Consider the following 14,617-nt stretch of genomic DNA (forward strand, 5'->3'; position numbering starts at 1 on the left):
TGGAGGGTTCGGTAGAATGTGCGCCGTTGCGCCGGCGCGTCTTGCGCGTGTGGCGCATGGAGACCAGCGTCGCCTGGTACGCTTTCCGACACTGATAAGAGTTTGAACATGGAAAACCTGATTGTCGCCGTCGTGGCTTATCTGATCGGCTCGGTGTCGTTTGCCGTGGTCGTCAGCGCCGCGATGGGACTCGCCGATCCGCGCTCGTACGGCTCGAAGAACCCCGGCGCGACCAACGTGCTGCGCAGCGGCAACAAGAAGGCCGCGATCCTCACGCTGCTCGGCGACGCGTTCAAAGGCTGGCTCGCCGTGTGGCTTACTGGGCATTTCTCGGCGCACTTCGGGCTCGACGACACGTCCGTCGCGATTGCCGCAATTGCCGTGTTCGTCGGCCACCTGTATCCCGTCTTCTTCCGCTTCAAGGGCGGCAAGGGCGTCGCGACGGCAGCGGGCGTGCTGCTTGCGATCAATCCTATCCTCGGTATCGCGACGCTGGCGACCTGGCTGATCGTCGCGTTCTTCACGCGCTATTCGTCGCTGGCCGCGCTGTGCGCGGCGATCTTCGCGCCTTTGTTCGACGGCTTTCTGTTCGGCGCGAACGTGATCGCGGTGGCGATCGTTGCGATGAGCGCGCTGCTGATCTGGCGTCACCGCGCGAACATCGCGAAGCTGGTCGCCGGGCAGGAGAGCCGCATCGGCGACAAGAAGAAAGCGGAAGCGGCGGCGCGGGCAGCTTCGAACAAGCACTGAGCCCGCAGGGAGCGGGGCGGCGAAGCCGCTTTGCTGCCGCCCGTCATCCTCAGCGCTGCACGACGGGCAGAACCTGAGCGCGAGAATCAGTCGCGGAAGTTGTTGAAGTCGAGCGGCGTGTCGGTCACATCCTTGCGCAGCATCGCGATCACGCTTTGCAGATCGTCGCGCTTGGTGCCCGTCACGCGCACTGCGTCGCCCTGAATGCTCGCCTGAACCTTGATCTTGCTGTCCTTCACGAGCCTGACGATCTTCTTGGCCAGATCGCCGGACACGCCCTTCTTCACGGTGACGACCTGCTTGACCTTGTCGCCGCCGATCTTCTCAATCTTGCCGTAGTCGAGGAAGCGCACGTCCACGTTGCGTTTGGCCATTTTCGACACCAGCACGTCCTTTACCTGGCCGAGCTTGAATTCATCGTCGGCGAACGCGGTCAGTTCGCGTTCTTTCTGCTCGACGCGGGCATCCGAGCCCTTGAAGTCGAAGCGCGTCGAGATTTCCTTGTTGGATTGCTCGATGGCGTTCTTCACCTCGATCATGTTGGCTTCGCTGACGACGTCAAACGATGGCATTGCTTTCTCCCATTTGTTTCAAAGCGCGCGGCGCGCAAGGCTGCGCGCGATGCACTCGCTATAATCACGGACCGGTGTCATTTTACCGACGCCTTCCCTATTTGCCCAAGGCTCGCGCGGGTCGTGTTCATGCCACGCGGGTTTCGTGAGCGCTTGCCAGAACGCCTGATGTCCCAGTCCGATCCCCTTTCGTTCATCGCCGACTTCCCGCTGAAGCCGCACAACACGTTCGGTTTCGACGTGCGCGCGCGGCTTGCATGCCATATCGAAAGCGAGGCGCAGCTGCTTGCCGCCGTGCGCGATCCGCGCGCTGCGGGCTTGCGGCGGCTCGTGCTGGGTGGCGGCAGCAACGTCGTGTTGACGGGCGATTTCGACGGCATCGTGCTTCTGGTCGGCTTGCGCGGCCGTAAGGTGATCCGCGAAGACGATGACGCATGGTACGTGGAAGCGGCGGCGGGCGAGAACTGGCACGAGTTCGTGTCGTGGACCCTCGCAGAGGGCATGCCCGGCCTCGAAAATCTCGCGCTGATTCCGGGCACGGTCGGCGCGGCGCCGATCCAGAACATCGGCGCGTACGGGCTGGAGATGTGCGAGCGCTTCGTGTCGCTGCGCGCAATCGAGCTGGCGACGGGCGAAACCATCGAACTCGATGCCGACGCTTGCCGCTTCGGCTATCGCGACAGCTTCTTCAAACAGGAAGGGCGGGAGCGCTTCGTAATCGTGTCGGTGACGTTCAGGCTGCCGAAGGCGTGGGTACCGCGCGCGGGTTACGCGGACATCGCGCGCGAACTTGCCGCCGTCGGCCTCGGCGATTCGACGCCGTCGCCTCAGGCGATCTTCGATGCCGTCGTCGCGGTGCGGCGCGCGAAGCTGCCCGATCCGCTCGCGCTCGGCAACGCGGGGAGCTTCTTCAAGAATCCCGTCGTGGAGGCGGCGCAGTTCGACGCGTTGCGCGCGAAGGAGCCGGAGGTCGTTTCGTATCGTCAGGCGGATGGGCGCGTGAAGCTCGCGGCTGGCTGGCTGATCGACCGGTGCGGCTGGAAAGGCCGAACGATGGGCGCGGCGGGCGTGCATGAGCGGCAGGCGCTGGTGCTCGTGAATCACGGCGGCGCGAGCGGGGCAGAGGTGCTGGCGCTCGCAAAGGCCATTCAGCAGGATGTCGCGCAGCGGTTCGGCGTCGAGCTGGAGGCGGAGCCGGTTTGTCTGTGAGCGGTCTGCGCCGCGCCTGAAACGAAAATCGCCGGCTTCGAGCCGGCGATTTTCGTTTGATCTGCTTGTCGGAAAGCTCAGTGATTCAGCTTGCCGAGCAGCAGGAATTCCATCAGCGCCTTTTGCACGTGCAGACGGTTTTCCGCTTCGTCCCACACCACGCTCTGCGGCCCGTCGATCACCTCCGCGCTCACTTCCTCGCCGCGATGCGCGGGCAAGCAGTGCATGAAGAGGGCGTCCTTGTTCGCGCGCGACATCATGTCGGCATCGACGCACCAGTCCGCGAACGCCTGTTTGCGTGCCTCGTTTTCCGCTTCGAAGCCCATGCTGGTCCAGACGTCCGTGGTGACGAGGTCGGCACCCTTGCAGGCTTCGTTCGGATCGTCGAATTCTTCGTAGAACGGCGCACTTTCAGCTGCGACCAGTGCGCGGTCGAGCTTGTAGCCCGGCGGCGTGGACAGGCGCAGCTTGAAGCCGAGAATCTGCGCGGCTTCGATCCACGTGTACAGCATGTTGTTCGCGTCGCCGACCCACGCGACCGTCTTGCCGCGAATCGGCCCGCGATGTTCGTAGAACGTGAAGATGTCGGCCAGCACCTGGCACGGGTGATATTCGTTCGTCAGACCGTTGATGACGGGCACGCGCGAATTTTCCGCAAAGCGCTGGATGATGTCCTGGCCGAACGTGCGGATCATGATGATGTCGACCATCCGCGAGATGACCTGCGCCGCGTCTTCGATCGGCTCGCCGCGGCCGAGCTGCGTGTCGCGCGTGCTCATGAAGACGGCGTGGCCGCCCAGCTGGAAGATGCCCGCTTCGAACGACAGGCGCGTACGCGTCGAGTTCTTCTCGAAGATCATCGCGAGCGTGCGGTCGTGCAGCGGATGATACGTCTCGTAGTTCTTGAACTTGCGCTTCAGGATGCGCGCGCGTTCGAGCACGTACTCGTAGTCGTCCAGCGAGAAATCGTTGAACTGCAGATAGTGGCGGATTTTCTTGGCGGTCATGAAACAAATACGGCGGATTCAGCCGGGCGAAATTGCCGGACTGGGCCGCCGTTGTTTGTGGTAACTCAGTCCAGCATAAAGGATTTTGAATGTTTTGACGAGTCAGCCAGAAGGCGTGTCCCACTTATCGGAAGCTGCAAAGGACTGTTCCAGGGGGCCTGGGTGCGGTGCGGAAAAACCCTCACTGCGCTATAATCTCGGAGTTTTCTCAAAGCCCGGCGGGCAGGCTCCACGCTTGCAGGACACGGCTTTCGCGCACTCGCTGGCGTACTTTTGGTATGCATCGCGCAGTGTGCCTTCATGGCTGCTGCCCAAGGTGCCCTCGCCGGCTTTCCGCGACAAACGAACAACAGGCTTACTGCTGGTTCGCGTGATCGCGAAACGTATTTCGACAGCGTTTTCTGGCAACATCCTTCGCGGGCTCTTTACCGGCAGATCGCTGGGCAGTCACTCAGGGTTTCGTACATGGCCGACACACCCCCAACCGAGTTTTTCATTCAAGGCATCACGTCAAATGGGCGAAAGTTTCGTCCAAGCGACTGGTCGGAGCGGCTGGCGGGCGTGATGTCGTGTTACGGTCCGGGCGCGAGAGGGCCGAATGCCCGCCTTCAGTATTCTCATTACGTTCGCCCTACGCTGATCGGCGACGTGAAGGTTGTGATCGTGGATTCGCGGTTGCGGGACATCGAGCCGATGGCGTTCGACTTCGTGATGAACTTCGCGAAAGACAACGATCTGCTCGTCACCGAGGCTTGCGAACTTCCACCGGAGCATGAAGCACGCAAATCGAAGTAGCGTTGGGCGCCGCGTTTCGCGGTATCGGCAGGGAAAGTGAACGCAATGGAACCCGCATCGGCGGGTTTTTTTGTGTCCGCGTGCGTCTGAGATTGCGCGCAGAAAACAAAAAAGCCCGCAAAAGCGGGCTTTCATGACGCAGCGGAAACAGGAAGCGGCTCGTGTGAGCGAGCCACCGGATTCGTAAATTTACTGCGCTGCGGACGCTTGCAGACCCTTGACGGCTGCAGCGAGGCGGCTCTTATGGCGAGCTGCCTTGTTCTTGTGAACAATTTTCTTGTCGGCAATGATGTCCAGCGTCTTTGCCGATGCCTTGAAGATTTCAGCGGCTTGCGCTGCGTCGCCGGCTTCGATTGCCTTACGGACAGCCTTGACAGCCGTGCGGTACTTCGAGCGCAGCGCCGAGTTGTGCGAGTTAGCCTTGGCGGCTTGACGGGCGCGCTTGCGTGCTTGTGCGGAGTTAGCCATGACGGTTTCCTTATCCTGTTCCTGTTTCCAGTGCCCGCTTTCATACGAAGGCAGGCGCTGCTTTTAGATCGTACCCCTGAGAGCGATTGCTCAAGGGCGCAAAATAGACAAACGACTGAGAACTACTTGAAATCCCGCTCTTTCCGGCTCGGATTGCCCTGAATTTGAACAAGGCAGGCGAGGCAAAAGGCTGAGCGAGCTTCGAAACCGGCGATTATAGCAACGAAATCAGGCACGTGGCAACCGCGCGGCTTGCCGACCTTCGAGGCGAGTTCGCCCGAGGCGGCGTGGAGGGCGCGCGTTTGCGTTGGCGCAGCGGTGCGAAGGCAAGGCAGTGCGTACACGAGAGACCCGTCGGGCGAGACATTTCCCCACAAATTCGTCGTCAAATCGAACGTCTTTGCCGCAAATCGGTCCCAAACGCTTCGAATTGCCACGAATCATGCCCCTGACATGCTGACCGCCCTGGACGCACCCGTATAATAAGCGCCCCATGAATCTATTCCGTGCCCTGCTGACGGTCAGCGGCTTCACGTTGCTTTCGCGCGTGACCGGACTGGCCCGCGAGACCCTGATCGCCCGCGCATTCGGGGCGAGCCAATACACCGACGCATTCTACGTCGCGTTCCGCATTCCGAATCTGCTGCGCCGCATTTCCGCGGAAGGCGCCTTCTCCCAGGCCTTCGTGCCGATCCTTGCCGAGTTCAAGAACCAGCAAGGTCACGACGCGACCAAGGCGCTCGTCGACGCGACTTCGACTGTGCTCGCCTGGGCGCTCGCCGTGCTGTCGCTGCTCGGCGTGGCGGGCGCGACCTGGGTCGTGCTGGTGGTCGCGTCGGGCCTGCGCAGCGACGGCCAGGCGTTCACGCTCGCCGTGTCGATGACGCGGATCATGTTCCCTTACATCGTGTTCATCTCGCTGACGTCGCTGGCGTCGGGCGTGCTGAATACGTACAAGAATTTCTCGTTGCCCGCGTTCGCGCCCGTGCTGCTGAACGTCGCGTTCATCATCGCGGCCGTGTTCTTCGCGCCGCTGATGAAGGTGCCCGTGTACGCGCTCGCGTGGGCGGTGATCGCGGGCGGGATCGCGCAGTTCGTCGTGCAGTTGCCGGGCCTGAAACGGATCGACATGATCCCGCGCATCGGGCTCAATCCGATCAAGGCGCTCGCGCATCGCGGCGTCAAACGCGTGCTCGCGAAGATGCTGCCGGCGATGTTCGCGGTCTCCGTCGCGCAGATCAGCCTGATCATCAACACGAACATTGCATCGCACATCGGGCCGGGCGCCGTGTCGTGGATCAACTACGCCGACCGTCTGATGGAATTCCCGACGGCGCTGCTCGGCGTCGCGCTCGGCACGATCCTGCTGCCGAGCCTGTCGAAAGCGCACGTCGACGCCGACACGCACGAATACTCAGCGCTGCTCGACTGGGGCTTGCGCGTGACGTTCCTGCTTGCCGCGCCGAGCGCCGTCGCGCTGTTCTTCTTCGCCGAGCCGCTCACGGCGACGCTGTTCCACTACGGCAAGTTCGACGGTAATGCCGTCGTGATGGTGGGGCGCGCGCTGGCGGCATACGGCATCGGACTGATCGGCATCATCCTGATCAAGATTCTCGCGCCTGGCTTTTACGCGAAGCAGGACATCAAGACGCCCGTGAAGATCGGCGTCGGCGTGCTGATCGTCACGCAGTTGAGCAACTACGTGTTCGTGCCGATCTTCTCGCATGCGGGGCTGACGCTGTCGATCGGGCTTGGCGCCTGTGTCAACGCGCTGTGTCTGTTCATCGGTTTGCGGCGGCGCGGCATCTATATGCCGTCACGGGGCTGGTCGGTGTTTTTCGTGCAACTGGTCGGCGCGTGCCTGGTGCTCGCGGGCGTGATGCACTGGTTCGCTATCAGCTTCGACTGGATAGGCATGCACGCTGAGCCGGTGCGGCGCATGGTGTTGCTTGCAGCGTGCCTCGTGCTGTTCGCGGCGTTATATTTCGGTATGCTTTGGGCGATGGGCTTCAAATACGCGTATTTCAGAAGGCGAGCGAAGTGATCACGATGACCCGGGTTCTCGACTATTTCAGCGCGCTTGTCGCCGAGGACGATGGCCTTCCACTAACGGAAGCGGCGCTCTCGCTCGCGCAAGACGCCTATCCCGACCTCGATCTGCAAGCGGTGCTCGCGGAGATCGACGAGCTCACATTGCGCGTCAAACGCCGCATTCCCGACGACGCCGACATCCAGCAACGCGTCGGCATTCTGAACCGCTACTTCTTCCGCGAGCTGGGTTTCGCGGCGAACGTCAACGACTATTACGACCCGGACAACAGCCATCTGAACATGGTGCTCAAGCGCCGGCGTGGCATTCCGATCTCGCTGGCGGTGCTGTATCTGGAGATGGCGTCGCAGGTGGACATCCCCGTGCGCGGCGTATCGTTCCCGGGGCACTTTCTGCTGCGCATCACGCTGCCCGAAGGCGACGCGATGATCGATCCGACCACGGGTCATCCGCTGTCGGAAGCGGAGATGGTCGAGATGCTCGAGCCTTATGTGGCGAAGGCGGGGGAATCGGTGAGCCGCGCGCTGCGCATGCTGCTGCAACCGGCGACGCGCCGCGAGATCATCGCGCGCATGCTGCGCAACCTCAAGGCGACGTATCTGCAAACCGAGCGCTGGCAGCGGCTGCTTGCCGTGCAGCAGCGTCTCGTGATTCTGCTGCCGGAGAGCATCGAGGAAGTGCGCGATCGCGGCTTCGCGTATGCGCGGCTCGATTACCTGCGGCCCGCGCTCGAAGATCTCGAACGCTATCTCGGCGACCGCCCGGATGCGGACGACGCGACCGTCGTCGAATCGCAATTGCACGAGTTGCGGCAGCGCACGCAACACGACGATCACGACTGACGCGCGTTCGAACGGCTGCTTCAGACAAAAAACGCCTGCGTAGTTTGAATACGCAGGCGTTTTTCATTTCAGCGGCATGCCGTCGCGCGACGCGACGTAACGCGCGGCAGACGCGTTCACTTCGGCTGCATGCGGATCGCGCCGTCCAGACGGATCACTTCGCCGTTGAGCATCGGGTTATCGAAGATCTGCTTGACGAGCATCGCGTACTCGTTCGGTTTGCCGAGGCGCGGCGGGAACGGCACCATCGCGCCGAGCGCGTCCTGCACTTCTTGCGGCATGCCGAGTAGCATCGGCGTTTCGAAGATGCCCGGCGCAATCGTCATCACGCGGATCGCGCTGCGCGACAGGTCGCGCGCAATCGGCAGCGTCATGCCCGCGACGCCCGCCTTCGACGCCGCATACGCGGCCTGGCCGATCTGTCCGTCGAACGCCGCGACGGACGCCGTATTGACGATCACGCCGCGCTCGCCGAGCGCATTCGGTTCGAGCTTTGCCATCTCCGCGGCCGCGAGGCGAATCATGTTGAACGTGCCGACGAGGTTGATCGACACCGTGCGCGCGAACGAGTGCAGCGGATGCGGACCGTCCTTGCCGACTGTCTTCATCGCTGGCGCGACGCCTGCGCAATTGACGAGGCCGCGCAGTGCGCCGAGCTTCGTCGCGGCTTCGACGGCGAGCACGGCATCGTCTTCGCGGCTGACGTCGCATTTGACGAACACGCCGCCGAGTTCCTGCGCGAGCGCGGTGCCCGTTTCGTGGTTCAGATCCGCGAGCACGACCTTGCCGCCGTTCTGCGCGAACAGGCGCGCCGTTGCGGCGCCCAGACCGGACGCGCCGCCCGTGACCAGAAACACGTTGTCCTTGATGTCCATGTCTTCTCCTTGATGGATGCGGTGATCGCGTGATTGGAATAGTTGTCGCTGGACGATTTTAACGGGTCGGTCTTGTGCGTCAAATCGCGCGGGCGGTTGGGGTTTGCTAGTGTTTTGTTTTCGCTGGCATCCGCGCTTTGCCTTCGTGCTTCAAGCGTCGCCCCTGTGCGGGGCGGCACCTACTTTTCTTTGCCGCCGCAAAGAAAAGTAGGCAAAAGAAAGCGGCTCACACCGCCAATTCTTGTTCTTGCCCACGGGCCCCCAGCGGCCCCATCCTGTACACGGCAACGCACCAGTCATTGCCCGTTGCCAACGCTTCGAAAAGAGGCATCACCCGCTTCAATCACCCGTAGCACGGCAGGGGGCAGCGAATCGTATGCGCCGCCCAGGTGGTGTACTGTGTGCAGGTTGTCGCGTCGTATGCGTTCGCGCTCTTGCAGGGTGGAGCGCATGTGCGATCGGTGTGGAGTGGTGCGTGTGAAGTACAGGAAACCTACACACAGTACACCACCTGGGCGGCGGTGGACTGTCTGGCGCGGCATGCTGTTGTGAGGGAGTGTGAAACGGGTGAGGCGCACATTCAGAGCGCTGGCAACGAGCACGAATGACGTGATTGCCGTGTGAAGCGTAAGAACCCGTGGGGGCCCTCAGGCAGGAAGAAATGTTGGCGGTGTTAGCCGCTTTCTTTTGCCTACTTTTCTTTGCGGCGGCAAAGAAAAGTAGGTGCCGCCCCGCACAGGGGCGACGCGTGAAGTGAGCTAACGCATCGCGGATGCCCGCGAAAACAAAAGCAAACCACCCAGCGTCGCAAGACAAAAAAACTTACTTCAGCGCCTCAAACACGCGCGCACGGATTTCGTCGACGGAACCCAAGCCCGAGATACGCCGATATTGCGGCGCTGTCAGCGACGACGACGGATCGCCTTTCTGCGCCCAGCTGTTGTAGTACTCGATCAGCGGCTTGGTCTGCGCAACATACACGTCGAGGCGCTTCTTCACCGTCTCTTCCTTGTCGTCGTCGCGCTGGATCAGCGGCTCGCCCGTCACGTCGTCGACGCCTTCGACCTTCGGCGGATTGAACTTGACGTGATACGTGCGGCCCGACGCCGGGTGCATACGGCGGCCGCTCATACGCGTGATGATCTCGTCGAACGGCACGTCGATCTCCAGCACGTAGTCGATGGCCACGCCCGCGTTCTTCATCGCTTCCGCTTGCGGAATGGTGCGCGGGAAACCATCGAACAGATAACCGTTTTCGCAGTCGCAGTCTTGCAGGCGTTCCTTCACGAGATTGATGATGAGTTCATCCGTGACGAGTTCGCCCGCATCCATGTAGCGCTTCGCTTCAATGCCGAGCGGTGTGCCTGCCTTGACGGCGGCGCGCAGCATATCGCCCGTCGAGATTTGCGGAATGCCGAACTTTTCCTTGATGAAGTTGGCTTGGGTGCCCTTGCCCGCGCCAGGTGCGCCCAACAGGATCAAACGCATGTGATATCTCCAGATCTATGTGAATTCTGTGTGGCGCGCCGCGAGTCATGACATGCATGCTGCGGTCGACGCTCTTGATTCTTTGTTGCCGCTGTTATGGCCGGGCAGCTTTTCGCTGCCGACTTCGCGCTGCACGCAATGAGCGGCGCTGCGAAGCAAACGGCAAAACAGGCAGATAAAAAAACGGGCGAATGGTGATATCGATCAACGCGCATCGATATCGGGTGAATCGCGCGAACGATCGATTATGCCATGGCTTTTTACGCCGACGACCCGAAAAACGCCTGTACACGGGCCAGATCGTCAGGCGTGTCGACGCCCGGCAGCGGCGCGTCGTGCGTGACGAGTACCGCGATACGCTCGCCGTGCCACATCGCGCGCAACTGTTCGAGTGCTTCGGCCTGCTCGATCGGAGAGATAGACAGGTTCGGGTAAGTACGGAGGAATTTCGCGCGATACGCATACAGCCCGATGTGTCGATACACGGCAGCGGGTGCAGGCGGAGTGGGCATCTGCGCGACATTCGGCCAATGCGGCTGGTAGGCGTCGCGGGCCCATGGAATCGGCGCGCGCGAGAAGTACAGCGCGACGCCGCGCGCATCGAGCACGACCTTGACGACGTTCGGATTGAATATCTCCGCAGGCTCGTGGATCGGATGCGCGGCTGTCGCGATCGCGCAGCCATCCGTCGATGCGAGGTGCGACGCTACGCCGCGCACCAGTGCCGGATCGATCAGCGGCTCGTCGCCCTGCACATTGACCACGATCGTGTCGTCGCTCCACCCGTAATGCGCAGCGACCTCCGCGAGACGGTCCGTGCCCGACGGATGATCGGCGCGCGTCATCATCGCGTCGATGCCATGCGCGCGCGCGACGTCGAATACCGATTGCGCGTCGGTCGCGACCAGCACCTGCTGCGCGCCCGATTCGAGCGCGCGTTCCGCGACCCGCACGACCATCGGCTTGCCGCCGATATCGGCCAGCGGCTTGTTCGGCAGACGCGTCGAAGCGAGGCGTGCCGGGACGACGGCGATGAAGGGCGGAGTGTGCAGGGTGTCGTTCATCGGAAGCGTCACATCAGGCCTTGTGCGGGCCGAGAAAGACGCGCCGCCTGATCGGCGGCGCGGGGTAGGTGTTCAGAGGCGGCGTATGGGCAATGCTTCGTTCGATGCACCGCGTCACGCGCAGCGTCGCTCAGGCAACAGAACCAGGATTCAGATCGACGGGTGTGCCTTCGACCGTTTGCCGCGCTTCGTCGACGAGCATCACGGGAATGCCGTCGCGGATCGGATAGGCGAGCTTGTCTGCGTTGCAGATCAGCTCCTGCGCGGCGCGGTCGTAGCTGAGCGGGCCCTTGCAGATCGGGCAAACGAGAATTTCAAGCAAGCGAGCGTCCACGGACTTTCTCCACAACGAGTGCAATGAGGCGATGATCGAGCGTGGCTTCGACGGGGACGACCCAGAGCCGCGCATCATGCCAGGACCCCAATTTTACCGCATCCTTTTCAGTGATCAGGATCGCATCGGCGTCCGTATCGGCGAACGGATTCGTGCTGAACGCGTAATGATCGGGTAGGGCGCGCGTCTGCGGCGAGAGGCCCGCCGCGCGCAGCGTCGCGAAGAAGCGCTCGGGCGCGCCGATGCCCGCCGCCGCGAGCACGCGCTCGCCGGCGAACTGCGCAAGCGGGCGGCGCAGGCGCGGATTGTCGAGATGCCACGCGTCGCCGGGCGCGAGTTCCAGCGAGAACGTGTTCGGCCACGGCGGCAGCGCGCGGTCGTACGGATTGTTGATCAACGTCGCGTCGCGCTCGCGCGACAGCGGTTCGCGCAACGGGCCGGCGGGCAGCAGGAAGCCATTGCCGCCCAGCCGGTGATCGAACACGACGATCTCGGCGTCGCGCTGCAGCCGGTAGTGCTGCAAGCCGTCGTCGCTGACGATCACGTCGACATTGCGGTGCGCCTTGCACAGCGCCTCGGCGGCGGCGACGCGATCCGGGCAGACGAACACGGGCGCACCCGTGCGGCGCGCGATCAGGAGCGGCTCGTCGCCCGCCTGCGACGCTTTCGAAGTCGGCGTGACCAGCGTCGGCAGCGTGATCTTCACGCCGTAGCCGCGCGACACGACGCCTGGCGTGAAGCCCGCGCTGCGCAGCGCCTGCACGAGCGCGATCACCGTCGGCGTCTTGCCCGTGCCGCCGACCGTCACGTTGCCGACCACCACGACGGGCACGCGAACGCGCACCGACTTCAGCCAGCCGAGCCTGAACGCCGCGCGGCGCGCGAGCGCGACCGCGCCGAACACGCAGGCGAGCGGCGTCATCGCCCACGCGAGCGGGCCGCGCTGCTGCCACTCGCGCGCGATGCGCGCTTCGAGGCGGGAAGCGAGTTCGCTCATCGGCAGGCGGCCGGCTTGCGCGGCGCGTCAGACAGGACGGACAGGGCGAGCATCAGCAGGCATCTCCGGGCGGTCGGTTGCACCGACGGTTGAAAGACCAAGGGAACTACGAGAATCACGAAACGCGGACAACGACGGAACAGCAACAGGACAACAGGACAACGGAGGCGGCGAAAACCCTTCGCACCCATTCGCGCATGCGCGCTCGCCGCGTCCGACAGATTCCGCCAGAACCCGGCACTCTAGCGCGCGGGCGACGTAAGCTGCAAGTCGGAAAGGCCACCACACGCGGCTCTCGCACGAGCAATGCTTTATCCATAGCCTGTGGATAACTTTGTGGAGAACGTGCCTTGCATTTTGTCGGGAAGGCCGTCGCGCAAGCATCGGCTCGGTAATGGGGAACTTTTATAGAGTAAAAATATGATAAAAATCAATGGGTTAGATGGTATTAAGTGGGCTCTGGGGCCGTTTTGAGTCCGCTCTCCGCGACACTCCCGACATGTGGACACTTTTAACAATCCGGCGAAAGACGTTTAGAACGCGCTGGACCTGACTGGCCGATCGGTCTATCGTCTGTCCGGCCTGTTTTAAACCCATTCCTCGCATGAATTCCGAAAGTCCTTTCTCGTCGTCCGCTGGCGCGGCCGGCGATGCCGTGGTTCCCGTCTCGGTACTCAACCGCGCGATCGGCACGATGCTCGAACGCTCGTTCCCGCTCGTCTGGGTCTCCGGCGAAGTGTCGAACTTCACGCGTGCCGCGAGCGGGCACTGGTATTTCTCGATCAAGGACGCGCAGGCGCAGATGCGCTGCGTGATGTTCCGCGGCCGCGCGCAATATGCGGAGTTCACGCCGCGCGAAGGCGACAAGATCGAAGTGCGCGCGCTCGTCACGATGTACGAGCCGCGTGGCGAACTGCAACTGAATGTCGAGGCTGTGCGCCGTACGGGCCAAGGCCGTTTGTACGAAGCGTTCCTGCGGCTGAAGGCGCAACTCGAATCAGAAGGCCTGTTCGACGCGGAACGCAAGCGCGCGCTGCCCGCGCATCCACGCGCGATCGGCATCGTCACGTCGTTGCAGGCGGCCGCATTGCGCGACGTACTGACAACCTTGGCGCGCCGCGCGCCGCACATTCCCGTGATCGTCTATCCCGCGCCCGTGCAGGGCGCGGGCGTCAGCGCGAAGCTGGCCGCGACGGTCGAGACGGCGAGCCGGCGCGGTGAAGTGGACGTGCTGATCGTGTGTCGCGGCGGCGGCTCGATCGAAGACCTGTGGGCTTTCAACGAAGAAGTGCTGGCCCGCGCGATTGCGGAGAGCAAGATGCCCGTCGTGAGCGGCGTCGGTCACGAAACCGACTTCACGATCGCCGACTTCGCCGCCGACGTCCGCGCGCCCACGCCCACGGGCGCCGCCGAACTCGTCAGCCCGCAACGCGTGCTGCTGCTGCGCGACCTCGATCATCGTCACGCGACGCTTGCACGCGGCTTCGGCCGCATGATGGAGCGGCGCGCGCAACAGCTCGACTGGCTCGCGCGGCGTCTCGTGTCGCCGGCCGAAAGGCTCGCGCGGCAACGCACGCATCTGCAGCAACTGAGCGTGCGGCTCGCATCGGCGGGCGCGCGGCCCGTGCGCGATGCGCGCGGGCGTTTCGCGCTCGTGCAGATGCGCTGGCAGCGCTGGCGTCCCGATCTCTCGCTGCAACGTTCGCAAGTGAGCGGCCTCGCCGAACGGATGGAACGCGCATTGTTGCGCCAACATGAAAGACACATTGCGCGCGTGGAAACGCTTGCCGCGCGGCTCGAAGTGCTGAGCCCGCAACGCACGCTCGAACGTGGCTACGCGGCATTGCTCGATGCGCAAAACGGCCGCGCAGTGCGCGCGCCATCGGCACTGAAGCCGGGCCGCCGCATGACCGTTCACCTCGCTGAAGGATCGGCGGATATCGCGCTGTCGGATGTTCAGCCGCGTCTTACGGAAGGCTTTTAGTCGTGCTTTGAAGCGTCATTGGGCACAGTAGTTTTGACCTTCATATGACAGGCGAAAAGCCGCTGCGCGAGCATTAATTACGCTGCCCGCGCAGCGCGTTTTCGCAATGCGTGCCATAAAGGGCTTGCGTTTGCGGGGTTATTCCAACTCGCCTACAATCGAGTGCTCCCGCAGCGTTATCC

At 63.0% G+C, this 14,617-nt stretch carries 14 protein-coding genes; 6 read left to right on the plus strand and 8 right to left on the minus strand.

Annotated features, from left to right (window positions below; genetic code table 11):
- Positions 1 to 108: 108 nt before the first annotated feature.
- Positions 109 to 750: a glycerol-3-phosphate 1-O-acyltransferase PlsY gene (gene plsY / locus C2L65_RS02670; protein ID WP_042312575.1), complete on the plus strand. Its 642-nt coding sequence runs from the start codon at positions 109 to 111 to the stop codon at positions 748 to 750.
- An 86-nt stretch (positions 751 to 836) separates the two neighbouring features.
- Here plsY and C2L65_RS02675 read toward each other — a convergent pair whose 3' ends face one another.
- Entirely contained in the window at positions 837 to 1,322 is a 486-nt protein-coding gene (locus tag C2L65_RS02675) for a YajQ family cyclic di-GMP-binding protein (RefSeq protein ID WP_007578861.1), read from the minus strand.
- A gap of 168 nt (positions 1,323 to 1,490) precedes the next feature.
- On the opposite strand from C2L65_RS02675, the gene murB reads away from it, so the two are divergent.
- Entirely contained in the window at positions 1,491 to 2,531 is a 1,041-nt protein-coding gene (murB, locus tag C2L65_RS02680) for a UDP-N-acetylmuramate dehydrogenase (RefSeq protein WP_042312573.1), read from the plus strand.
- A 77-nt stretch (positions 2,532 to 2,608) separates the two neighbouring features.
- Here the strand turns inward: murB and argF are convergent, their stop codons facing one another.
- A complete protein-coding gene (gene argF, locus C2L65_RS02685; RefSeq protein ID WP_042312571.1) occupies positions 2,609 to 3,538 on the minus strand; it encodes an ornithine carbamoyltransferase in 930 nt (309 codons plus the stop codon).
- 465 nt (positions 3,539 to 4,003) lie between these two features.
- On the opposite strand from argF, the gene C2L65_RS02690 reads away from it, so the two are divergent.
- Entirely contained in the window at positions 4,004 to 4,333 is a 330-nt protein-coding gene (locus C2L65_RS02690; RefSeq protein ID WP_042312569.1) for a DUF3579 domain-containing protein, read from the plus strand.
- Positions 4,334 to 4,522: 189 nt separating this feature from the next.
- On the opposite strand, the gene rpsT is transcribed toward C2L65_RS02690, so the two are convergent.
- The gene (rpsT, locus tag C2L65_RS02695) at positions 4,523 to 4,801 is read right to left on the minus strand and encodes a 30S ribosomal protein S20 (protein ID WP_042312567.1); all 279 of its coding nucleotides are present in this window, start codon (positions 4,799 to 4,801) and stop codon (positions 4,523 to 4,525) included.
- Between the two features lie 493 nt (positions 4,802 to 5,294).
- On the opposite strand from rpsT, the gene murJ reads away from it, so the two are divergent.
- Both murJ and C2L65_RS02705 read left to right on the plus strand, forming a co-directional pair.
- Positions 5,295 to 6,845, plus strand: coding sequence for a murein biosynthesis integral membrane protein MurJ (gene murJ / locus C2L65_RS02700; protein WP_042312564.1), 1,551 nt, complete (start codon positions 5,295 to 5,297; stop codon positions 6,843 to 6,845).
- Positions 6,846 to 6,850: 5 nt separating this feature from the next.
- Positions 6,851 to 7,693, plus strand: coding sequence for a SirB1 family protein (locus C2L65_RS02705; protein WP_007578848.1), 843 nt, complete (start codon positions 6,851 to 6,853; stop codon positions 7,691 to 7,693).
- A 116-nt stretch (positions 7,694 to 7,809) separates the two neighbouring features.
- Here the strand turns inward: C2L65_RS02705 and C2L65_RS02710 are convergent, their stop codons facing one another.
- The 5 genes from C2L65_RS02710 to lpxK form a co-directional block, all read right to left on the minus strand.
- Positions 7,810 to 8,568 carry a 3-hydroxyacyl-CoA dehydrogenase gene (locus C2L65_RS02710; RefSeq protein WP_007578847.1) on the minus strand — a complete coding sequence of 253 codons (759 nt, stop codon included), beginning with the start codon at positions 8,566 to 8,568 and terminating at the stop codon, positions 7,810 to 7,812.
- Positions 8,569 to 9,390: 822 nt separating this feature from the next.
- Positions 9,391 to 10,056, minus strand: a complete 666-nt coding sequence (gene adk, locus C2L65_RS02715; protein ID WP_042312562.1) for an adenylate kinase — start codon at positions 10,054 to 10,056, stop codon at positions 9,391 to 9,393.
- A 260-nt stretch (positions 10,057 to 10,316) separates the two neighbouring features.
- On the minus strand, positions 10,317 to 11,120 hold the full coding sequence (gene kdsB / locus C2L65_RS02720; protein ID WP_042312559.1) for a 3-deoxy-manno-octulosonate cytidylyltransferase: 804 nt from the start codon (positions 11,118 to 11,120) through the stop codon (positions 10,317 to 10,319).
- Between the two features lie 130 nt (positions 11,121 to 11,250).
- Positions 11,251 to 11,454: a Trm112 family protein gene (locus C2L65_RS02725; protein ID WP_007180583.1), complete on the minus strand. Its 204-nt coding sequence runs from the start codon at positions 11,452 to 11,454 to the stop codon at positions 11,251 to 11,253.
- A complete protein-coding gene (lpxK, locus tag C2L65_RS02730; protein ID WP_042312554.1) occupies positions 11,435 to 12,451 on the minus strand; it encodes a tetraacyldisaccharide 4'-kinase in 1,017 nt (338 codons plus the stop codon). Before lpxK ends, C2L65_RS02725 begins: the two co-directional genes overlap by 20 nt.
- A gap of 604 nt (positions 12,452 to 13,055) precedes the next feature.
- On the opposite strand from lpxK, the gene xseA reads away from it, so the two are divergent.
- A complete protein-coding gene (gene xseA / locus C2L65_RS02735) occupies positions 13,056 to 14,435 on the plus strand; it encodes an exodeoxyribonuclease VII large subunit (protein ID WP_042312551.1) in 1,380 nt (459 codons plus the stop codon).
- The last annotated feature ends 182 nt before the right edge of the window (positions 14,436 to 14,617 follow it).

It is taken from the genome of Paraburkholderia terrae (assembly GCF_002902925.1).
GTDB lineage: Bacteria > Pseudomonadota > Gammaproteobacteria > Burkholderiales > Burkholderiaceae > Paraburkholderia > Paraburkholderia terrae.